This is a genomic window from Mycetocola sp. Y442 (genome assembly GCF_056898615.1).
Window position 1 is genome coordinate 81,997 of the sequence record NZ_JBXHBV010000001.1, and the last position, 20,197, is coordinate 102,193.

The window sequence follows — 20,197 nt, forward strand, 5'->3', positions numbered from 1 at the left end:
CTTAGCTCTGGAAAGCGAACATCCCTCCGGCCTGCGGCCGTCAGATCAACGAAGATAAGGAATGCGGATGAAGATCCATGCAGCACGCAAGACCGGGCACACACTAACGATGGCGGTCGTGATCGCCTCTTTCACGGTCGTAGCGTTGAGCGCTTGTACAACCGGAATGGAGACCGGGGCGGCAAACGAGCCCGCTAGCGGACCAAAGGAGGGACAGCTGACGATCGCTTTCTTGCAGAAGCAGGGGGACCAGCAATACTTCATCGACGAGGCGAACGGCGCCAAGGAAGCGGCCGAAGCGGCGGGTGACGTGAAGATCAACGTCGTGGATCTCGGCACCGACTCGAACAAAGCAATATCTGAGGTAGAAGCGGCTATCGCTCAGAAGGTCGATGGCATCATCATCGTGGTCCCGGACCAGCAAATCGGACCGCAGGTGATTCAGATGGCCGATGACGCAGGCATCCCGATTATGGCCGCTGATGACACCATCGAAGACAGCTCTGGCGAAGCCGCACCTTTCTCCGGATTTGACGGAACCTCGATGGGAGAGAAGGTCGGCGCCGAAGCCGCCCGCCTCTACACGGAAGCAGGGTGGGCAGCGGCGGACACGCGCATTCTTTCGGCCTACAAGGAAGATCTTTCCGTGTGCCAGCAACGCGTCGAAGGCGCAGCGAGCGCATTCGCCGAAGCCGTTCCGGACGCTCCTGAGATCATCAACATAGGAACGGACAACTCCGCCACAGATGCCCAGGACAAGGCTGGAGCCACCATCACCGCAAACGCTGGCGTGAAGCACTGGGTTGTCTGGGGTTGCAACGACGAAAGCGAGACGGGCGTCGTGACAGCGCTACAAAACTCGGGAGTCGCCCCCGCGGAAATCATTGGTGTCGGCCTCGGTGCCTACCTCACCTGCAAGGACTGGAAGGCTGGCCAGGACACTGGCAATAAGGCAGCCCTGTTCATTTCGGGCATCGAGGTCGGCAAGGCTGCGGCGAACTCGATGATTGATCTGCTGCGCAACGGCACTCCGCTTCCGCCGGTCTCGATCGCCAACACCGAGATCGTCGATGCAAGCAACTGGGAAGCCGAAGGCGTGATCTGCACCTAGTCAAGAGGCGGGGTGGAATCGACGTTTCGGTCGGTCCCACCCCCGCCACATGCGAACCCGACAACGAAGATGGGACAAAGCCGTGCAACACCAACCAATCGCACTGCGCGCCACAGGTATCAAGAAGAGCTTTGGGCCAGTTCGCGCACTGCGAGGGGTCGAAGTGGAGTTGCGAGCTGGACAAGTAACTGCGCTGATGGGCGAGAATGGAGCTGGAAAATCTACGCTCCTCAAGATCCTCAACGGTGACCTCCGACCGGACGAAGGTGTGCTCGAAATTGACGGACATTCCGTTCAATTCTCAGACCCCACAGATTCCCGCGCGGCTGGCCTCCGAGTCATTGCGCAGGAGCCAGAGATTGTGGAATCCGTGTCCGTGGCCGAAAACATCCATATCGGCAATCTGGGATCGCTGATCTACAATCGGCGATCACTCGTGCATCGCACACGAGACGAGCTGGCGAAGTGGGGATTCGACCGCGCCGTTCGTGCCGACATGCTCGGGTCAGACCTCTCCCCGGCACAGCGCCAGCTCGTAGAAATCATGCGCGCGGTAGTCAGTCGACCACGAATTATCTGCTTTGACGAGCCGACCTCATCCCTGGGAGATGACGAGGTGAGCTTGCTATTCGCTCTCATCCGGCAACTCCAAGCGGATGGAGTTGCAATAGCTTACGTCTCCCACCGGATGGGCGAGATTTTTCAACTGGCCGACCAAATCACCGTGCTCCGTGACGGGGAGTTCGTCGGAACGAAGGCAGTTGCTGAGACCGATCACGAGGAACTGGTTCGGATGATGGTTGGTCGGGATATCACCCAATTTTTTCACCGTGACCCTGCCCCTCTCGGTGATGTGGTTCTTCAGCTGCACAACGTCGGCAATGAATTCGTGGAGGGGATCGATCTGCAGGTCCGGGCCGGCGAGGTCGTTGGCATCGCTGGGCTCGTGGGTGCCGGCCGGAGCGAGCTGATGAAAACCATCGCCGGCGATTACAGGACCGATACGGGCGAGATAGCCATCTCCGGCCGGGTGACGCGAATTTCGCAACCCTCAGATAGCATTCGTGCCGGGATCGGGTTCGCACCGGAGGAGCGAAAAGCCGAGGCGCTGCTCCTTCAGCGATCCGTGCGGGACAATGCGGCTCTCGTGGTTCTCCGATCGCTATCGCGGTGGTTCTTCGTGAACACGCGAGCGGAGCGCATCCTCGCCCAGGAGTTCATCACGAGACTTCGGATTCGGACTCCGTCCGCTGATGAGATCGTCAGCAACCTTTCTGGTGGCAACCAGCAGAAAGTCGTTCTAGCCCGGTGGCTCGCCACCTCACCGAAAGTGCTCCTGCTCGACGAACCCACTCGAGGCATCGACGTTGGGGCGAAGTCGGAGATCTACGGGATCATCGACGAACTCGCGCATCAGGGAGTCGCTGTGATCGTCGTCTCGAGTGAGCTGCCCGAGGTTCTCGGGGTCTCCGATCGCATCTACATCATGGCCAAGGGCCGCATTGCGGGCGAACTCCCGCGGGCTGAGGCAACAGAAGAACGAATATTGGCACTTGCCATGGACGAAGGAGTCTGAGAATGACCGCCACTACACAAAGGGAAGACCCAGCACCCGCGACTGGGCCCCGCACTCCATCGACAAAGGTCGACACGGCGTCGCCGCTCAAACGAATCATCAGTGCTCTTGGCGTGCAAAACATCTCGCTCATTTTCGCGATCGCACTCGTTGTGGCAGTCATCGGACTCCAAAATCCTCTGTTCTTCACAGTGCCGAACCTGAAGGTAATTGGAACCGCGATCGCCATCGTCGGCTTGCTCGCCGTCGTTCAGACGATCGTCATTATCCTCGGCGCCCTGGACATCTCGGTTGGCTCGATTGCGGGCCTGACATCCGTGACGTCCGCCATGATTTTCACCGCGACGAGTTCGGCCACGCTTGGCGCGCTTGGAGCCATCGCCATTGGCGTCTTGTGTGGTCTTATCAACGGGTGCATCATCGTATTCGGGCGCGTCAATCCTGTCATCGCCACCCTGGCAACCCTTGCAGCGTTCAAAGGGGTCGCGCAGCTCATTTCAGATGGTCGGGCGCAGGGATATACCGGGGCCGACCCGTTTTTCGTCTTCCTTGCTCGCGGAACGTTCCTCGGTGCTCCCGTCCTGATCTGGGTCCTTGTTCTCATCGCGTTACTCGCCCACGTTGTGCTCCGATACACCACCATCGGCCGCAACATCTACGCGGTCGGCGGTAATAACATCGCATCCCGCCTCGGTGGCATCAATATCAATCGGTACATCATCGGCGTTTACATGATCACGGGCGCGGTTGCGGCAATCGCTGGCATCCTCATCACTGCTCGAACGGGCTCGGGCCAACCGATTTCGGGATCGGAAGGATTGGAGCTTCAGGCAATCACCGCTGCGGCGCTTGGCGGTGCAGCTCTGAAGGGTGGCAAGGGCGCGATCGCGGGTACGATCCTCGCCGTGATTCTGCTTGGGGTGCTCACCAACGGAATGACGTTGCTCGGCGTGAACACGTTCTGGCAGAACGTCGCTCAAGGGACTCTGCTCGTTGTCGCAGTAGTTATCCAGCAGCTCAGGTCGGGGGAGCGCAGAATCGGAATACCTGGTTGATGTCCGTTGCGCGAACGGCACTCTCGCCCCTCGAACGGAACCACAGAGGCACACGACTTAACTTCCTGCAGTGCACGACTGCCGCAGAATACTGACCTGCATGGGTCACAGAATTATTAAAGTTCGACGGTGGTAGCTTCGACCCGCCGCCCCGGGCCCGCACCAAAACTGAAAACGCAACGGAATCCGCGAGTTCCGGTCGCTTCCGGTGATGGTCCAGAACGGCTTTGAACCTTCAAAGAGCGCAGGTTCAAATCCTGGCTCACACCACCTCGTCTCGACCCGGCCCGACCCTGTCAGCCGGATCAACAGGCCGTTCGCGAGACCGCTTGCGTAACAAGTCCGGCGGCAGCCAAGGTCTGCGCTTCACAACTTGAGGCCGATGCCTCATGCCCCGATCGAGGCTCTCGCCCGAGACTGGGGTCATGACTACCACTCCACGACAAGCGATCTCCAACACTGAGATAAACCCCGAACTGGTCCGAGGGACGGATGAGCGTTTCACCGGGTACGGCGCGATGGGTGTGCCGTACTCCGGCGGGCATTACCTCGTCCTTCGCGACATGCTCGCCAGCTCACTCGGCACGGCATACCGGGCAATCTGGCATCGAGATCCAGCGGGCCGCTGGACCATCTTCACCACGGCCGACCCGGACGTCAGCTGTCCCCGGTACTTCGGATCGGTGACCGCTGTCGAGCGGGTTCCCGAGATCGGGGTGACGTGGCGGGACGACTGGTGTGCCGACATCACCATGGGTGCCCGACTCTCGTGGCGGTTGGTGCTCGGGGCAACGCCGGCCACGCGGGTGATGACAGCTATGAGCGAACGGATGCCGCAGCGGTCCTGGAACAGCGATCCGGTGCTCGCCTCAATGGGCCCGATAGCCGGCGGTGCCCTGCGGTCGGGTCGGATCAGGCTGCGCGGGCGCACGCCGAACGGCCAGGAATTCAAAGCCGCCCCGCTCCAGGTGTGGCGCGTGGTCGGCGGCGACGCCACGCTCGACGGAACCGAACTCGGCAGCATGGGCCCTCTGGACGAACAGGCACGTCTCGGAGACTTCTGGCTACCTCAGCGCGGGTTGTTCTTCGTCGGCCGGGCCCGGTTCACCGTACCTGCCCACCTGAATGCACGACGGCGTGAGACCGATGGGGTGAGAAGCGACCAGACGGCATGAGGTGGCGCGGACGTACGATGAATCATGAACGGTCCCGGAAGCCACAGCGGCGAGGTCCTGCCGAGACGGGTCGAGGTGCTGGCTGGCCTCTCCGTCGCGATCGACCTTGGTCTGGGCCAGCCCTCCGAGCACATGCTCCGCTCCGCGACGATCGCCTGCAGGCTGGCCGACCGGCTCGGCCTGAACCCTGAGCAGCGGGGTACCGTCTACTACGCCACGCTGGTGATGTGGATCGGGTGCCACGCGGATTCCCAGGAGTACGCCCGGTGGTTCGGCGACGACATCGCGGTCCGACGCGAGGCATACCTCGTCGACTGGTCCGGAATGCCGTATCTGTGGTTCCTTCTCGACAACATCGCCAAGGGGGAACCGCTGCCGCAGCGGCTGAAAGTGATGGGCACTCTCTTCCGGGACGCCCGCGGCCAGCTCGCCGCATTGATCCACTCGCACTGCACGTCAGCGGCGGCGCTTGCCCGTCACATCGGTCTGCCGACGAACGTGGCGAGCTCGCTCGCCTACACCTTCGAACGGTATGACGGTGCGGGACTGCCGACCGGAGCCTCCGGCGACCAGATACCCATCGAGATGAGAATCGCGCAGGTCGCTGATGTGGCCGAGGTGCACTATCGCCTGTATGGCCTCGACGCGGTGATCGCGATGGCCAACAGCAGACGCGGCGGCCATTTTGACCCCGCCGTCGTCGACGCCGTGTTAGCGGCTCCGGAAGAACTGTTCACTCCCGTACCCGGTGGCGGCGCATGGAAAGAAGCGCTCGAACAGGCACCCGACCAGGAGGTCCGGCTCACCGACGATGAGTTCGACCGACTGGCCTGCGCGATCGGCGACTTTGCCGACCTCAAGTGCCCGTTCGCGCTCGGACACTCACGGGCCGTGGCGTCGCTTTCAGCTGGCGCCGGTGAGCGGCTCGGTCTGAGCGCTGACGAAGTCCGTACGCTTCGCCGAGCAGGACATCTGCATGACTTTGGTCGACTCGGCATCTCGAACCAGGTGTGGGCCAAGCCCGGAGAGCTCAACCCGTCAGAGTGGGAACGGGTGCGTATGCACCCTTATCTGACCGAACGCGTGCTGCACCGGATCCCAGGGCTGGGTGCCGTCCGCGTGGTGGCCCGGGCGCATCACGAGCATCTGGACGGAACCGGGTACCCGCTCGGCATCGGTGGATCGATGCTCGGGCGCAGCGAACGCATCCTCGCCGCAGCGGTGGCGTATCAGTCAGCACTGGAGCCACGGCCTTACCGCGAGGCGATGGACCCCCACCAAGCGATGTCGCGCCTGCGCAGGAGGAGCGGCTCCGGCGAACTTGATCCAGAGAGCGTGGATGCCGTCCTTGGCGTTGCGGGGCACCGAGCACCTTCCGTGCGGCGCGATGACCTGCTCACCCTTCGGGAACGAGAGGTCCTCGGCTTGGTCTCCCGTGGGTTTTCCAATCGAAAGATAGCCGAGCAGCTGGTCCTGAGCGAGAAGACCGTGCGCAACCATGTCGAGCGGACCTACACGAAGATCGGAGCGACCAACCGGGTCGGAGCCAGCCTGTACGCGCTCCAGCACGGTCTGGCGACCCTGCCGAACGAAACGAACAAAGGATCGTGAACGTGCTCATCGAGCGCATTGTCGGGATGCGAGCAACTGCGTGCGCCGATAACACCTCATCAGCGAGCTGGACGGCCTGCTCCCTCGCCCGAACCGGTTGGGGTTCCGGGAGTGGGACGCTGGTTGGTGCGGGGGAGTCACCGCACGCGCGTGGCGGAGAACTGCAGCCGCGGGTGAGCGTAGAACTCCTGGGCCTCGATGAGCTGGAGTTCGCGTTGCCCCGACTTGTAGGTGAGCTCGATCAGGTCAAACACGCTCGACGCGGTGCGTTCGAGAGCGACGGCGGCGCTCCCGGTCTCGCGGTAGTGCGCTGAGAACAGCGCCGCCGTCACATCCCCAGATCCGTTCGCCTTGAACGGCAGATGCGGAGTGCGGACGATCCACGCGCCCTCACCGTCGACGGCGAGCATTTCGATGGTGCCCTCCGGGCGGTCGGGCTGCTCCACGCTCGTGACGAGGACGGTCGACGGTCCCATCGCGCGAGCGAGATCGACCGAGTCGAGGGTGTCAGCGAGGGTCAGCGGCTCCGTTCCCGTCAGATAACCCAGCTCGAACTGGTTCGGCGTGATGATGTCGGCCACGGGCACAACGCGGTCGCGCAGCAGGTCGGGAATCTCCGGGGCCACGAAGCATCCGGACTTCGCATTGCCCATCACCGGGTCACACGCGTAGATCGCCGAGGGGTTGGCCGCCTTTACCCGCGCTACCGCGTCGATGATGACCTCACCGATGCCGGTGCCGCCCTGGTACCCCGAGAGCACGAGGTCGATTTGCGGGAGGATGCCGCGCTCCTCGATGCCGAGGATCACGTCCTTCACTTCCTCGGGCGCGATGAGGGACCCGCGCCACGCTCCGTAACCGGTGTGGTTCGAGAAATTCACCGTAAAAACGGGCAGCACCTCCACTCCGATTCGCTGGAGCGGAAAAACGGCGGCCGAATTGCCGACGTGCCCGTAGGCAACAGCCGACTGAATCGAGAGAATCTTCACGGAACCCATCCTGCCGCTACTTCGCGTCAACATCAGCCATATGTACGGGGCGTCCCTCTGTTTTTTGCGGGTCTGGGCTGATCGAGACGCCGGCTCTATCTGACGGGCAAGGTGACGCCGGTGGCGTCTGCCAGCGCGGAGAGGAGCTGCTCATGAAATTTCGGATCGTTCACGGATCGCTGCAGCTGCTGCTGCGCTCCGTGGTACCAGTAGCCACCGCTGATCTGAAGGTGCGGGTCGGCGGCCAGACGCTCCTGCGTCTGGTGCCCCAGGTCGAAATCGTCGGGCGCGCCGGCACCGCCCATCTTCGTCGGCACCCACCCCGGGTCGACGGCGTTCGCGAGGATGTTGGGGGCCCAGCGGTCGGCGATCGCCGCGGAGAGTGCTGCCACGAACAGTTTGCTGTCGGAGTAGCTGGCGGTCGAACGGCGTCCATCCCAGTCGAGTCCGTCGAGTTTCGTCCTCCCGCTTCGGTGCATTCCGCTGCTGAGATAGACGTGACGGGTGGGCGTGCGCAGCAGGGCGGTAAGGAGGTAAGGAGCCACCACATTCACGGGCAGTACCGCAGCGCCCGAGATCACACCGGCGTTATGGATAACCGCGTCGATCGGTGGCCCCGCGTTAAGTTGCTCGGCGGCATCGAGCACGGCGTGCCGGTCGGACAGATCGGCAATGATCAGGTCTGCGCCCCGGGCGGTCAGTGGAGAGACTGCGGCGGCCCGCTCTCTGTTGCGGGCATGCACGATGACCTGGTGGCCTGCGTCCAGGAGCGCTTCGGCCGTTGCGCGGCCGAGTCCATCGGTGGAACCGGTGGTCAGAATGCGTGCCATGAGCCCATTGTCATCCGGTCTCGTCAGCGGAAGCCACAGAAGAGGTGTTCCGATAGGGCATTGCCCGCGACCCCGGTCAGTCGTAGCGTCGCAGGAGACAACGAACAGGAAATCTGATGTTGAACTCACGCGATCTCGGAACCCAGGGACTCACCGTCTCGGAACTCGGACTCGGGACGATGGGGATGACCGCGTTCTACGGCAGCGGAGGCAGCCGCGACGAGAGCATCGCGGTGATCCGCCGCGCCCACGAACTCGGCGTGACACTCTTCGATACCGCTGAGCTGTACAGCCAGGGCAAGGGACTCAGCGAGTCGCTTGTCGGAGAAGCGCTCGAGCCGATCCGTGACGACGTTCAGATCGCCACGAAATTCGGTTTCGCCTACGACGCCGGCAACCCCAATGGCAACGACAGCAGTCCAGCGAACATCCGTCGAGTGGTGGAGAACAGTCTCCGCTACCTCCGCACCGACGTGATCGATGTCCTGTACCAGCACCGCCCCGATCCGGCCGTCCCGGTCGAGGATGTCGCGGGCACCGTAGGCGAGCTGATCGCCGAGGGCAAGTGAAGTACTTCGGGCTCAGCGAATCCGGCCCAGAAACGATTCGGCGTGCACACGCCGTGTATCCGGTCTCGGTGCTCCAGACCGAGTATTCGCTGTTCGAGCGCGGGGTGGAAGCGGACGTCCTTCCCACGCTCCGCGAGCTCGGGATCGGGTTCGTCGCCTACTCTCCGCTCGGACGCGGCTTCCTGACATCGGCGGTGAAGCCCGCGTCGGAGTACGACGAGTCGGACATGCGTCGTTTCGACCCACGGTGGCAGGGCGAGAACTTCGAGAAGAACAAGCGCGCGATCGATCAACTCAGCGAGCTCGCCGGCGAGAAGAAAATCACCCCGGCACAGCTGGCCCTCGCCTGGCTGCTCGCGCAAGGCGATGACATCGTCCCGATCCCCGGCACCCGCAGCATCACTCGCCTTGAGGAGAACCTCGGGGCCGCCGACGTCACGCTGGATGCCGACGACCTCACCCGCATTCAGGAAATCGTTCCGAACGGTGCCTATGGCGCCCGTTATGTGGACGAGCACCTCCCCAGCTGGACGTGAGCCGCGGCATCCGCCCGGCTCGCTAGCCGCTCGAGGCCCAGGCCCCAGCAGAGCGAGCCGGTCGGCGTCCGCAGCGACCGGTTCGGCGCTAGCGGTCTTCGGTCATCAGCCCACCGGACGGAACCGGGTCGAAATGACCCAGTCCGACACCTTGTGCGCGACTTCGTTCGCGAATCCCATGGACTGACGAACGTGGAGCCCGAGCCAGACTCGTGCGTCCATCGCATCCTGGTCCCAGACCTCCGTGCTCTCGTAATGCCTCGTGGTCGTCGAGGGCACAAGGGCCGGGATGTCGATGTCGAGCGAATTCTCGCCGAACAGGTAGCCGAAGACGTTGGATGTCGAGCCGGTCACGCAGGCGTGCCCACTTGCATAGTCGGAGTAGGGCGGAGTCTGAACCATGGGGGTCCACGTTGGGTCAGCCACAGTTGCATCGTTGCCGTCGGTGTCCGCCTCGCGGATCGCGGTGATCGGGCGCCAGGTAGGAACGTCGAATTTCGCACGCCAGCACGTGATCAATGCGTCAGCGTTCGACGTTCCAAGCAGTGCGAACGCTCGTGCAGTGTCGACGATGTTCAGCCCCCTTTGTGCCACAGCGTCACGCAGTGCCGCGTGATACTGCGCTACCGGGTTGGCGCTGAAGAACCGGGCGATCTCGGTCTGTACGTCATTCCGTGCTGAGCCGGTCAGTGAGCCGTACGCTTTCACCTCGGCGAAATCCGCAGCGTAAGCCTCGCTGTCGAGCGGGTACGGGGCGGGGAGATCGAACTGCGTTGGCGACTCGAGCGCCAGCGGGCGCACGAAGCCCAACCAGGGAACCGCGAACGGAAGGAAGGCATCCGGGGTCGGGCGCCAGATTCCAGGGGCGGGTTCGGCATCAAACGTGATCGCCGCATTGCGCCCATCACCGACTCGAGATTTGATGAGGCTGAGCGCCGCTGAGACGCCGACGCGGATTCCGTGGCCGAGCGCGGCGCGGTCCGTGATCCCGGTGAGGGAATTTCGGTAGTCCGTTCGAAGGGCGCCTGCCGACTTCGGGAAGTAATGGTTGAGAACGACGTACGCCGCCGTGGCAGCCGCGACCTCCGGGGACGCCCCACGGTGTGCGCGAGGCTGGGGATTGTACGGTTCGTACGTGCCCTCGATCGCGACGACAGCGTCGTACATGGCGATGGAGACGAAGCCGAAATACAGGTTGGATAACGGAACAGGAACGGCGTTCTCTGCGTAGAACGTCCGCTCGGCGATGGCGTCCCACTTCGTGATAACGGCCGGGTCGGCCGCGACCGGGGGATGCGCCTCAACGGGAGTGCCGGCGATCGACGGAGCGAGTACTCCGGCCATCGCGACGATTGCGAGAGTCAGGGCTCTCGAGGCTGTAGAAAACATGGAAACCTCCAAATGGTTCATGGAGGGCTTGCACGTGTAGAGGGTGCGCTCGGTTCGGGAACGGGTGCAGGCTTTTGACGAACAAGCTCTGCTGCAGCCGAGTATGGCCCGCTCGGTCCGGTACCGCAAGGAGTGTGCTGCGGAAAATCCCGCGCGGGCGTGCGGTGGATTCAGTCGTGACGAGTGGCGGTTCGACGGCTCACTCGTCCGGTTTCAACACCACCTCACCACACGTTTCAACACCACCTCACCACACTGAGAGAAGGCACGAAGCGGTATCCGCCGCCGCGGGTGGCTGACCCACGATCCTGGCGGCCGACACCCGGTCGACTAACATTCGAATATGACAAATCCGCTTCCGATCGACGACGTCGCGATCGGCGGAGAGAACATTCGCCTCGGGCAGTTCCTGAAATTTGCCGGACTCCTCGACTCCGGTGGAGACGTGAAAGAGGCCATCATCGACGGCCTCGTGACTGTGAACGGCGAGGTTGATCGCCGGCGCGGCCGGCAGCTGCAGCTGGGCGACATCGTCGGTTTCGACGGACGCAGCGTTCGCGTCTGCCCGTGAGGATAGCGGCGCGGACCGAGACCGTACCGCTAGGTCGATAGTCGGTCGAGCAGCGCCCGGTCGTGCACGTCGACGGCACGCGGCTCGTAGCCCGTGTGCAGCTGCCTCAAGCGGTGCGCGGTCGCGACCACCACCGCACGGCCATCGATAAGTCCCGTCGTGCGCTCCCCGGCAGGGTGGCAGAAGACGACCTCGCCGCCCCTGCCGTGTTGGAGACCGTTGCCATCGCCGTCGAAGGTCAGGGGATGAAGGTCCGCGCGCTGAGCACCGCAGCTCATCTCGATCCGTGCAGGGAGCCAGTCCGTTTCGCAGACGTAAGCCCGCTCGGTGAGCCACCAGCACGCAGCATCGAGGGCTGCTTCGTCGAGGAAGAGGTCCACATCGCGGTGCGACCGCGTTTGCTGGCCGACCAACGCATCTACTACCCAACCGCCGTTGATTTGATAGACGACGCGATGTTCCTCCAGCCAGTCGACGATAGCCAGCAACTCTGCTGCGTTAGTGCCGTCATCTGCCAGTTCGGGATTCGCCACGACCCCAGTCTCTTCGATCAATTGAGGTGTTGTCACCCGCGGATGTTCCGGCCTCAACGCGAACCGGGAAGAGATGAGTCAGCTCGATGGATACTGTTGGCGGCAGGGCGATGTCGGCCGGTTGCGGTTCGTACATGTCGTTCCTCCTGGATGGGTCGTCGTGCGGCGTGGATAGGGTGATCAGGGCTGGGTCGGCGGTCGGCTAGTCGTCGCCGTCGAAGAAGCCGCCGTCGAGGATGCGGTTGTAGCGCAGTCGGAGTGCGCGCTCGGTGCTCGCCGCAACCGCTGCCACCGTGAGCGAAACGTTCGCCCACCCCGGTAGCTGGACGGGGCTGGAGAACGTGCCGAGGCGCTCCGCGACGGGTGGAGCCTGTGTGATCAACTCGATGATCTGTGGAGATCCCAGCACGAGTGCGACAACGAGGATCAGCGCGGATGCCATGCCGATAGCGCGGCTCAGCGCCGGGTAGGTTCGGTCCAGGTGGGCGCGCAGTCCTTCGGCGGAAGCCGGATCGGGGACAAGCTGCTGCTCCCACCCGTCAGCGGTCACATAGTGGCTGCGCTTCAGCCCGAAGATGCTGGCCTCGACCTCGATGGTGCCACCCGGTACCGCGAAAGCCGCGGGGAGCTCAGAACGAGCGTGATGGATGCCATCGCGGTAGAGCTCCGCGTACACGTTTCCGTCCTCATCGCCGGCTTGCCGGACGTCGACGGACCACGTCTCTGGCGTGCCGCCCTCGCCCGTGAGGTCGAGGTGAAAGAGGGAACGCGAGAACAGCTGCCACCAGTGATAGCGGGGGAGGCCCTGGCCGTTCCCCGGCTTCACCGTGTGTTTCGACACCAACATGTGCCCAGTAGAAACCGTGTCCTCGGAACACAGTCAAGCTTTTCTTCGAACGCGCCACAGTGAGCGGGCTATCAGCACTCGCCGGGAGCCCCTTTCAGAACCGAATGAGACAATGAGGGCTGCGCGTTCGAGCGCGACATCGGGCGCTTGAAATAAACGCAGGAAATGAGGCGCCGTCGATGGATCAGGTGACCGTAATCTTCGTCATCCTCATAGCTGTGGTGATCGCATTCGTTACGAACCGCCTGCCACCGGTGCTTGTGGCCGCGGCTGTTCCCCTGGCCCTCTGGGCCACGGGTCTGCTGACACTGGAAGACTCTCTCGCCGGTTTCGGCAACGAGCTGGTCATCTTTATCGCGACTCTCTTCATCGTCGGTGAAGCTTTGGTGGCCACCGGCGTCACCGCGTGGATCAGCAAGCAGATCATCGGCCGAGCCGGACAACGCCGCTCGCGACTCACCATTCTCATCGGCGCGATGGCGGCAGCGCTTGCGGCTCTCATCAGCATCAACGGTGCCGTTGCTGCCCTGCTTCCGATCGCCGTCGTCGTCTCGGTGCGCGCGGGAATTGTTCCCTCACGGATGCTGATGCCGCTTGCCTTCGCTGCCAGCGCTGGATCGTTGCTCACGCTCACCGGAACCCCCGTGAACATCATCGTCTCCGACCTCGCCGCTCGCTCAGGGGGTCGTGAGTTCGGCTATTTCGAATTCGCGCTGGTCGGTATCCCGCTCGTCGTGCTGACGCTCGCTGTCACCGCCGGCCTTGGCGGCCTGCTGCTTCCGCATCGCGAGGCGGAGAGGCTCGCCGAGGAATCGAGCGACCCCGAGGAGCACGCTGAAGCGTGGCGGGCAACCTACGATGTCGACGTCACTGCGCGGCGCCACTTCGGCCCGCGCGAGGGCGTCCTCGAGGTTCTCATCGCTCCGCGATCGTCGCTGATCGGTCGTTCGGTACGCGCGGGCATGCGGACCCGCGATGAAGATCTGGTCATCCTCGCGCTCAACAGGCCCGGTGAAGGAACCGGACTCGAGGCAAACGGAGAGGCACTCACGCTCCGTGCCGGTGATTCCGTGCTCGTTCAGGGGCCATGGGAGGCCCTGCACCGATACGTCAGCTCCCCGGATGTCATCGCTGTGACCTCGCCCCGGTCGCTGCAGCGGGGCGTTCCGCTCGGACGCGGCGCACGCCGCGCGTTGGTCGTGCTCGCCGGGATGATTCTTCTCCTTGCGACCGGGGTTGTTCCCGCGGTGGTGGCCGGGGTGCTTGCGGTCGGCGCACTCATCCTCAGCCGGGTGCTGACCCCGACGCAGGCGTTCCGCTCGGTCGCCTGGGAACCCGTCGTTCTCATCGCCTGCATGATCCCGCTGTCCTCTGCGTTCATCGCGACGGGCGCGGCCGACCTGGTCGCAGATGCCCTGCTCAACGTCGTCGGGCAAGCCTCGCCGCACCTCGCCCTGCTCGCCATCTGCGTTGTGACCGTCGTCCTCGGGATGTTCATGTCGAACGTTGCAACTGTCCTCGTGATTGCGCCGGTTGCCGTCTCCGTTGCGAGTGTGCTCGGGGTCAGCATCCTTCCCTTCATGATGGCGCTCACCGTCAGCGGTGCCGCAGCGTTCCTGACCCCGATCTCGACACCGGTCAACATGATGGTCATGCAGCCCGCCGGGTATCGCTTCGGAGATTACTGGCGGATCGGACTCCCGCTCACGCTGATCTTCCTCGCTGTGGCGGTGCTCTACGTCCCGCTCGTGTGGCCGTTTTGACTCTCGGCGAATCGCTGACGCTGCCACCGGTGCACGTCAGGTAACCAGTCCAACGGTGCGGACGGACCGATCCTCGCATCGTCGGGTTCTTTCCCGTCTCGCAACGCCTGGACATACGCGCGATCCTGCGCCATGCGGGTCCGCATCTCCGCATTGCCGCCGACAGATCCGTGACCGGGAACGACAGCGCTCACGGCATCCGCTATGCCCTCGAACAACCGCAGCGCCTCGAGGTAGTCTCCGATCGGATCCGCGGCAGCGAGGTCGAGAAACGGCATGAGAATGTCGGAGAGCATGTCTCCGGCGACGAGAACGCCGGACCCCTCGATGACCAGTGCGGCGTGACCCGCGGCGTGGGCACGGTGTTCGATCACCCGGATGCGGGGACCCTCCCACGGGACCCGCGAAGCGTTGTCGGGCAATCCGGTGATCTGGCCGAGTAGGTCCATCGGGATCTGGTCGGCGTACTCCGGCGGGAGTCCTTCGGAGACCTGGGCTTCCCAGTCGGGTTGCACCAGCAGATCCGCGAGATACGCCGCACCGCGGGCTGTTCCGTAGCGGGGCACGTCGCCGAAGCGTTCGTGCCACAGCACGTGGTCCCAGTCGGGGTGCGTCGAGAAGCCGGCCACCACGGGCGTGCCACGCTCGCGGAGATCGTCGGCGATGGCCGCCATCTCAGCAGCGGTGATGCCCGGGTCGATGAGCAGCACACCATCCCTGCCCTCGACAACGACAGAGTTGCTCTGGATGAACTCGCTTTCGTGAACGAGGATGCCGTCGGCAATGGTTTTCAGCATGAGGAGCCTTTCCTGGATCGTCTGTTCCTTGTGGTGGTTTAGCCGAGCGCCATGGTCGCGACCGCGAGCGTGCACAGGGTGATTCCGGCGCGTTGACCGATGGTGACCCGCTCTCGGAGGAGCGCAGCGGCGAGCAGCACGGTGACGGCGGGGTAGAGCGAGACGAGGACGCCGGCGATGCCGAGGCTGGTCGATCCGGTGGCAAGCATGAAGGCGAGGGTTCCTGCGGCGCCGAGCACTCCGGAAGCGCCGCCCCAGCCGAGGACACCTGGTGACGGACGCCAGATCTGCCCCAGACTGGCGGCGGCCATGACCGTCAGAATTGCTCCGACCAGTTGATTGGCGGCGAGGGGGAGCAGACCGGCGTTGTCGGAGATCTGTGCGAGGGCGATGAAGAGGACGCCGAAACCGATGCCGGCGATCGCGCCGTCGATGAGCGCTGCACGCCGTTGTGTCGCCCGGTCCGCGACCGAGCTCCGGGAGACGAGCCAGATCCCCGGCAGTGCGGCAAGGATGCCGCCCCAGGCCAGCCAGCCCGGCCGCTCACCGAAAACGACGCCCGCGATCAGCGGCAGAATCGCGGCACCAACGGCGGAGATGGGGGCAACGAGCCCCATCGTTCCGCGGGTGAACCCGCGAAACAGGAAGAGACTGCCGGTTGCCGAGCCAACCCCGGCAAGCGCCGCCCACGTGAAGTCCAGCACCACAGGGCTACCGGGCGCGAGCAGCCCGGCCAGCAGCATCACGAGAGCTCCGGCACTCTGGCCCACCAGGACAACCTGCCACGACGTGTGGCGGCGCGAGCCGAGGCCGCCGACAAAGTCGGACGCGCCGTACGCGAGAGCTGACCCGAGTGCCAGCAGGATGCCGAGGTTCATTTGTCGAGTCTGTCGCCGATATGGCTCCATCTGAAGGTCCGCTTGCCACCCGGAAAATTAGGCCATTTACTGGGGAGATGACAGTGAAGTGGGGCCGAGGCGGCCCCGACGTGCTGGTGGAGCTCGAGGCCAACGCGGGATCGCTCGGGTCTCAGATCCAGAGCCAGCTGCGGGCGGCGATCCGCGAAGGCCGACTCGGGGCGGGTGAACGCCTGCCGTCAACGCGACGGCTGGCGGAGTTGCTCGACGTGTCACGCGGCACCGTTGTCGATGCGTACGAGCAGCTCCTGGCTGAAGGGTACGTCGAGTCAACGGTCGGGTCGGGAACGCGCGTGGCGGCACTCCCGTTGCCGGGCCCGGCCTCGCGACCGGCTGCGGCAACGGTGTCGGCGGGTGCCGCGCCACCCAGGCCGGTCGCCATCGATTTTGAGTACGGCATCCCTGATCTCGGTACGGTGCCGCTGGCCGACTGGAGCTGGGCCGTATCGGAGGCGACACGTACTCTTTCGACACGGGAGCTCGGCGACGAAGACCAGGCGGGTTCACCGCACCTGCGAGAAGTCGTCACCGCGTATCATCGCCGGGTTCGCGCCGGATGCGCCGCGGCCGACGACGCGGTGATCGTGTCGGGATTTCGGCAGGGACTGGCGTTCGCCCTCGCGGCCCTCGCACAGCACGGAGTGCAGCGGATTGCGCTTGAGGATCCCGGTCCGCGCGAACACGCGCTGATCGCCCGCCGCGCGGGACTCGAAGCCGTGCCGGTGCCCGTCGACGACCAGGGTGTTATTGTCAGCCGCCTGCGTGACACCGGCGCTCGCGCCGTGTTGCTGACACCGGCCCACCAGTGCCCGACGGGCGTGGCGCTGAGTCCGTCACGGCGGCGCGAACTGATCGCCTGGGCGGAGGGCGTCGACGGCGTGATCCTCGAGGATGACTACGACGCCGAGTTCCGCTACGACCGTCAACCGGTCGGCTCGATGCAGGGCCTGAACGCTGCCCGCGTGATCGCCCTTGGGTCGGTCAGTAAGACCCTCGCCCCGACGATCCGGCTGGGCTGGGTGCTCGCGCCACCGCAATTCCTGGCCGCAATCATCCGCGAGAAAAGGCTCAGCAGCCGCGGTGCCCCCGGGCTGGATCAGGAGGCGTTGGCGCTGCTCATGGAAACCGGTCGCTTTGACCGTCATCTGCGACGCGTCAGGGAGCTCTATCGCTCGCGCCGGGATGTCCTGACTGTCGAGGTGGAGCGCAGCTTCGGAGCGGACCGGTTGTTCGGCCTGGAAGCCGGCTGTCATGCCCTGCTCCATCTCCCGGGCGGGGTGTCCGAGCACGCAGTGGCGGCGACCGCAGCGACCCGAGGGGTTCGCGTGAATACGCTCAGCCACTATCGGTTCCCGGACGCAGCCACGGATCCGGTCCCGCGCCCGCCCGCGCTGGTGCTCGGATTCGGCAACGTCACCGAGGAACAGATCACGCGCGGGATCCGTCTCCTCGCGGATGCCGTTTCTCGCGTGCGACAGGGCGGATGAGCCCCTTCGTCGAAGGAGGGATACCCGCTCGAAAGCCGAGGACTCGGAACTCGCCATAGACAGCATGGCGGTCGGCGAGCAGACTCAGATTTGTTTGTTTCGCTGACTGGGGCGGCTCACTACGGCCGCCGCGTTTACCGAAAGCTGAGGCGCTGCCATGGTCGACTACTACGCAGATCCCGCAACCATCCCGATGCTGAGCGACGCACAGTGGGCGCGACTGACGCAGCACGCGACGCGTTTCGACGTCGCAGCGGGCGAGCAGATCATCGCTACGGGCCGGGAGAACTATCCGATGATCCTCGTCGAGTCCGGCGAACTCGAACTCGTTCGCGATTCTCTGTGGTGGCTCGATGAAGAGGTACTGGCACTCATCGGGCCAGGTCACTTTGCCGGTGAACTCGGTCTCCTCAACGGTCAGCGCGCGTTCCTGTCCGTGCGGGCGAAAGCCCCGAGCCGGATCTGGCGTCTGGAAGCCGCCGCGCTCCGGCAGGCGCTCTCCGAGGACGACGAACTTGGTGATCTGATCCTGCACTCTCTGTGGGCTCGCCGGGAGTCGCTTCGGAAGGGCTCGGCGGCGCTGACCCTGAAATTCGTGGGCGTCGGTGACTCCCGCGAATTTCTCGCGCTCCAGCGGTTCGCTGAGCGCCTGGACCTCATCCACACCGCGGTGGCACTGGAACCGGACGCGACCGTCTCGCACCCCGGCTTTGAGTGGGAGCCGGAGGACCTGCCGGTGGCCTTTATTCAGGGCGAACCCTTCGTTCGCGCGACTCCCGCCGTGGTCGCCGAGCAACTCGGGCTCAGCTACGAGCCCACGAGTGAGAGCGCAGTCGACCTCGTCGTGATCGGCGGTGGACCGGCGGGACTGGCAGCGGCCATCTACGGCGCATCCGAGGGGCTCGACACCCTTCTTCTGGAAGCCGTTGCGCCGGGCGGACAGGCCGGGGCGACCTCGCGAATCGAGAACTTCCTCGGATTCCCCTTCGGAGTCAGCGGGGCGTCGCTGATCGGACAGGCGACGCTCCAGGCGATCAAGTTCGGCGTGCGGGTATTCGCGCCCTGCGCGGCGTCGGGTTTGCGTTCCACCGGCGACGGACTCGAGGTGGTGCTCACGGACGGGAAGGTGATTCGCGCGCGCTCGGCAGTCGTGACATCCGGTGCCGCCTACAAGCGATTGCACCTGGACCGGTGGGACTTTTTCGAGCGAACCAGTATCTACTATGCCGCGACCGCCCTCGAGCTGAGGCAGGTGCACGGGGCGCCGGTCGTCGTCGCCGGCGGCGGCAACTCGGCTGGTCAGGCAGCCCTGTATCTCGCGAGCAACGGTTGCGACGTTCACCTGGTGGTGCGCGGCGGTGACCTCGGCGCACGGATGTCGTCGTACCTGGTCGACCGAATCGTTGACGACCCACGAATCCATCTTCACCCCTCGTCGAACATCGTCGGGCTGGATGGCGAGCAGACCCTCGAGACGGTGCACATCGATACGGCCGGAACGGTTGAGGCGCGCGGGCTGTTCTGTTTCATCGGTGCTGACCCGGCGACCGGCTGGATCGGCGGCCTCGATTGTGATGAGGCCGGGTTCATCCGGACCGGAACCGACATCTCGCAGCAGACGCTGCAACGCTGGCAACACCTTGGGCGGGAACCCCTGCCGTTCGAGACCTCGACCCCACGCGTGTTCGCCGCCGGGGATGTTCGCCGCGGGTCGATGAAGCGCGTCGCCGCCGCTGTCGGTGAGGGGTCGAGTGCGATCGCATCGGTTCATCGGGTGCTCGCGTGATACCGAGTACTCGGTGAAAAAACCGATATATCCCCGGTTGGAGCCCCTATCGCTCGCTGAGCGAGCGATATATCGTTGACCATCGCTCGGAGTTCACAGGAGGTTCATCATGGGCAACTCATTCCCCGCAGGAGGATTCGGCGCAGGCATCCCCACGGACAGCATGTGGCAGATCATGGAGCAGCTGCGATCAACATTCGACAAACGCCCAAGCGGCCGCATGGGGCGGGGTGACGTCCGGGCCGCTGTGCTCGCGCTGCTCGCCGAGAAGCCGATGCACGGCTACCAGATCATCCGCGAGATCGAGGAGCGCAGCAACGGCAGCTGGAAGCCGAGCGCCGGATCGGTGTACCCGACGCTGCAGCTGCTCGCTGACGAAGGGCTGATCGAGTCCGAGGAATCGAATGGCCGCAAGACCTATTCGCTGACCGAGGCCGGGCGTGCGGTGACTGTCGACTCCGGCAACACAGCACCGTGGGAGACCACGGGCGCGAACGATAAGTCCGGCTTCACCGCCCTGCCGAAGGCGGGCGTTGAACTTGCGCAGGCGGCCACGCAGGTGGGTCGCACCGGTTCGCCGGAGCAGATTCGGCAAGCGGTCACGGTCCTCGACGAGGCGCGTCGCCGGCTCTACGCGATCCTCGCGCAGGACTAA

At 64.5% G+C, this 20,197-nt stretch carries 18 protein-coding genes and 2 pseudogenes; 12 read left to right on the top strand and 8 right to left on the bottom strand.

Annotated features, from left to right (window positions below):
- Window positions 1-67 precede the first annotated feature (67 nt).
- Both AC1X6S_RS00390 and AC1X6S_RS00395 read left to right on the top strand, forming a co-directional pair.
- Window positions 68-1,111: a substrate-binding domain-containing protein gene (locus AC1X6S_RS00390; RefSeq protein ID WP_483403868.1), complete on the top strand. Its 1,044-nt coding sequence runs from the start codon at window positions 68-70 to the stop codon at window positions 1,109-1,111.
- 49 nt (window positions 1,112-1,160) lie between these two features.
- Window positions 1,161-1,697 (top strand): annotated as a pseudogene (locus tag AC1X6S_RS00395) (ATP-binding cassette domain-containing protein); the annotation flags it as partial.
- A gap of 39 nt (window positions 1,698-1,736) precedes the next feature.
- On the opposite strand, the gene AC1X6S_RS00400 reads toward AC1X6S_RS00395, so the two are convergent.
- Window positions 1,737-2,159, bottom strand: coding sequence for a hypothetical protein (locus AC1X6S_RS00400; RefSeq protein WP_483404990.1), 423 nt, complete (start codon window positions 2,157-2,159; stop codon window positions 1,737-1,739).
- Here AC1X6S_RS00400 and AC1X6S_RS00405 point away from each other — a divergent pair.
- The 4 genes from AC1X6S_RS00405 (at window position 2,058) to AC1X6S_RS00420 (ending at window position 6,528) form a co-directional block, all read left to right on the top strand.
- Entirely contained in the window at window positions 2,058-2,687 is a 630-nt protein-coding gene (locus AC1X6S_RS00405; RefSeq protein WP_483404953.1) for an ATP-binding cassette domain-containing protein, read from the top strand. The genes AC1X6S_RS00400 and AC1X6S_RS00405 overlap by 102 nt on opposite strands.
- 2 nt (window positions 2,688-2,689) lie before the next feature.
- Window positions 2,690-3,742 carry an ABC transporter permease gene (locus tag AC1X6S_RS00410; protein WP_483403869.1) on the top strand — a complete coding sequence of 351 codons (1,053 nt, stop codon included), beginning with the start codon at window positions 2,690-2,692 and terminating at the stop codon, window positions 3,740-3,742.
- Between the two features lie 425 nt (window positions 3,743-4,167).
- Window positions 4,168-4,917: a hypothetical protein gene (locus AC1X6S_RS00415; protein ID WP_483403870.1), complete on the top strand. Its 750-nt coding sequence runs from the start codon at window positions 4,168-4,170 to the stop codon at window positions 4,915-4,917.
- Window positions 4,918-4,941: 24 nt separating this feature from the next.
- Window positions 4,942-6,528 carry an HD domain-containing phosphohydrolase gene (locus AC1X6S_RS00420; RefSeq protein ID WP_483403871.1) on the top strand — a complete coding sequence of 529 codons (1,587 nt, stop codon included), beginning with the start codon at window positions 4,942-4,944 and terminating at the stop codon, window positions 6,526-6,528.
- 137 nt (window positions 6,529-6,665) lie between these two features.
- Here AC1X6S_RS00420 and pdxY read toward each other — a convergent pair whose 3' ends face one another.
- Both pdxY and AC1X6S_RS00430 read right to left on the bottom strand, forming a co-directional pair.
- Window positions 6,666-7,517: a pyridoxal kinase PdxY gene (gene pdxY, locus AC1X6S_RS00425; protein WP_483403872.1), complete on the bottom strand. Its 852-nt coding sequence runs from the start codon at window positions 7,515-7,517 to the stop codon at window positions 6,666-6,668.
- Window positions 7,518-7,612: 95 nt separating this feature from the next.
- The gene (locus AC1X6S_RS00430) at window positions 7,613-8,347 is read right to left on the bottom strand and encodes an SDR family NAD(P)-dependent oxidoreductase (RefSeq protein ID WP_483403873.1); all 735 of its coding nucleotides are present in this window, start codon (window positions 8,345-8,347) and stop codon (window positions 7,613-7,615) included.
- 119 nt (window positions 8,348-8,466) lie between these two features.
- Between AC1X6S_RS00430 and AC1X6S_RS00435 the strand changes: the two are divergent.
- A pseudogene (locus tag AC1X6S_RS00435) lies at window positions 8,467-9,452 on the top strand (aldo/keto reductase).
- Window positions 9,453-9,557: 105 nt separating this feature from the next.
- Here AC1X6S_RS00435 and AC1X6S_RS00440 read toward each other — a convergent pair.
- Window positions 9,558-10,841: a vanadium-dependent haloperoxidase gene (locus AC1X6S_RS00440; RefSeq protein WP_483403874.1), complete on the bottom strand. Its 1,284-nt coding sequence runs from the start codon at window positions 10,839-10,841 to the stop codon at window positions 9,558-9,560.
- A 343-nt stretch (window positions 10,842-11,184) separates the two neighbouring features.
- On the opposite strand from AC1X6S_RS00440, the gene AC1X6S_RS00445 reads away from it, so the two are divergent.
- Entirely contained in the window at window positions 11,185-11,412 is a 228-nt protein-coding gene (locus tag AC1X6S_RS00445) for an RNA-binding S4 domain-containing protein (RefSeq protein WP_483403875.1), read from the top strand.
- Window positions 11,413-11,441: 29 nt separating this feature from the next.
- On the opposite strand, the gene AC1X6S_RS00450 is transcribed toward AC1X6S_RS00445, so the two are convergent.
- Window positions 11,442-11,945: a nucleotidyltransferase domain-containing protein gene (locus AC1X6S_RS00450; RefSeq protein ID WP_483403876.1), complete on the bottom strand. Its 504-nt coding sequence runs from the start codon at window positions 11,943-11,945 to the stop codon at window positions 11,442-11,444.
- A 202-nt stretch (window positions 11,946-12,147) separates the two neighbouring features.
- Window positions 12,148-12,792, bottom strand: coding sequence for a hypothetical protein (locus tag AC1X6S_RS00455; protein WP_483403877.1), 645 nt, complete (start codon window positions 12,790-12,792; stop codon window positions 12,148-12,150).
- A 179-nt stretch (window positions 12,793-12,971) separates the two neighbouring features.
- Here AC1X6S_RS00455 and AC1X6S_RS00460 point away from each other — a divergent pair, with 179 nt between their 5' ends.
- Window positions 12,972-14,555, top strand: coding sequence for an SLC13 family permease (locus tag AC1X6S_RS00460; protein ID WP_483403878.1), 1,584 nt, complete (start codon window positions 12,972-12,974; stop codon window positions 14,553-14,555).
- Here AC1X6S_RS00460 and AC1X6S_RS00465 read toward each other — a convergent pair.
- Together AC1X6S_RS00465 and AC1X6S_RS00470 are read right to left on the bottom strand one after the other, a co-directional pair.
- Window positions 14,528-15,352 carry an MBL fold metallo-hydrolase gene (locus AC1X6S_RS00465; RefSeq protein ID WP_483403879.1) on the bottom strand — a complete coding sequence of 275 codons (825 nt, stop codon included), beginning with the start codon at window positions 15,350-15,352 and terminating at the stop codon, window positions 14,528-14,530. The genes AC1X6S_RS00460 and AC1X6S_RS00465 overlap by 28 nt on opposite strands.
- A 38-nt stretch (window positions 15,353-15,390) precedes the next feature.
- Window positions 15,391-16,230 (bottom strand): EamA family transporter, encoded by an 840-nt coding sequence (locus AC1X6S_RS00470; RefSeq protein WP_483403880.1) that lies wholly within the window; start codon window positions 16,228-16,230, stop codon window positions 15,391-15,393.
- Between the two features lie 77 nt (window positions 16,231-16,307).
- On the opposite strand from AC1X6S_RS00470, the gene pdxR reads away from it, so the two are divergent.
- From pdxR to AC1X6S_RS00485, 3 genes are all read left to right on the top strand, one after another.
- Window positions 16,308-17,756 (top strand): MocR-like pyridoxine biosynthesis transcription factor PdxR, encoded by a 1,449-nt coding sequence (pdxR, locus tag AC1X6S_RS00475; RefSeq protein ID WP_483403881.1) that lies wholly within the window; start codon window positions 16,308-16,310, stop codon window positions 17,754-17,756.
- A gap of 157 nt (window positions 17,757-17,913) precedes the next feature.
- The gene (locus AC1X6S_RS00480; protein ID WP_483403882.1) at window positions 17,914-19,542 is read left to right on the top strand and encodes an FAD-dependent oxidoreductase; all 1,629 of its coding nucleotides are present in this window, start codon (window positions 17,914-17,916) and stop codon (window positions 19,540-19,542) included.
- A 109-nt stretch (window positions 19,543-19,651) separates the two neighbouring features.
- Window positions 19,652-20,197 (top strand): PadR family transcriptional regulator, encoded by a 546-nt coding sequence (locus tag AC1X6S_RS00485; RefSeq protein ID WP_483403883.1) that lies wholly within the window; start codon window positions 19,652-19,654, stop codon window positions 20,195-20,197.

What these genes read in the sequence shown, in the direction of transcription:
- AC1X6S_RS00390 (WP_483403868.1), top strand. Translation starts at nt 68, where the DNA reads ATGAAGATCCATGCAGCACGCAAGACCGGGCACACACTAACGATGGCG.
- AC1X6S_RS00415 (WP_483403870.1), top strand. Translation starts at nt 4,168, where the DNA reads ATGACTACCACTCCACGACAAGCGATCTCCAACACTGAGATAAACCCC.
- pdxR (WP_483403881.1), top strand. Translation starts at nt 16,308, where the DNA reads ATGACAGTGAAGTGGGGCCGAGGCGGCCCCGACGTGCTGGTGGAGCTC.
- AC1X6S_RS00430 (WP_483403873.1), bottom strand. Translation starts at nt 8,347, where the DNA reads ATGGCACGCATTCTGACCACCGGTTCCACCGATGGACTCGGCCGCGCA.
- AC1X6S_RS00480 (WP_483403882.1), top strand. Translation starts at nt 17,914, where the DNA reads ATGGTCGACTACTACGCAGATCCCGCAACCATCCCGATGCTGAGCGAC.
- AC1X6S_RS00445 (WP_483403875.1), top strand. Translation starts at nt 11,185, where the DNA reads ATGACAAATCCGCTTCCGATCGACGACGTCGCGATCGGCGGAGAGAAC.
- AC1X6S_RS00440 (WP_483403874.1), bottom strand. Translation starts at nt 10,841, where the DNA reads ATGTTTTCTACAGCCTCGAGAGCCCTGACTCTCGCAATCGTCGCGATG.
- AC1X6S_RS00485 (WP_483403883.1), top strand. Translation starts at nt 19,652, where the DNA reads ATGGGCAACTCATTCCCCGCAGGAGGATTCGGCGCAGGCATCCCCACG.
- AC1X6S_RS00420 (WP_483403871.1), top strand. Translation starts at nt 4,942, where the DNA reads ATGAACGGTCCCGGAAGCCACAGCGGCGAGGTCCTGCCGAGACGGGTC.
- AC1X6S_RS00460 (WP_483403878.1), top strand. Translation starts at nt 12,972, where the DNA reads ATGGATCAGGTGACCGTAATCTTCGTCATCCTCATAGCTGTGGTGATC.
- AC1X6S_RS00465 (WP_483403879.1), bottom strand. Translation starts at nt 15,352, where the DNA reads ATGCTGAAAACCATTGCCGACGGCATCCTCGTTCACGAAAGCGAGTTC.
- AC1X6S_RS00470 (WP_483403880.1), bottom strand. Translation starts at nt 16,230, where the DNA reads ATGAACCTCGGCATCCTGCTGGCACTCGGGTCAGCTCTCGCGTACGGC.
- AC1X6S_RS00455 (WP_483403877.1), bottom strand. Translation starts at nt 12,792, where the DNA reads ATGTTGGTGTCGAAACACACGGTGAAGCCGGGGAACGGCCAGGGCCTC.
- AC1X6S_RS00410 (WP_483403869.1), top strand. Translation starts at nt 2,690, where the DNA reads ATGACCGCCACTACACAAAGGGAAGACCCAGCACCCGCGACTGGGCCC.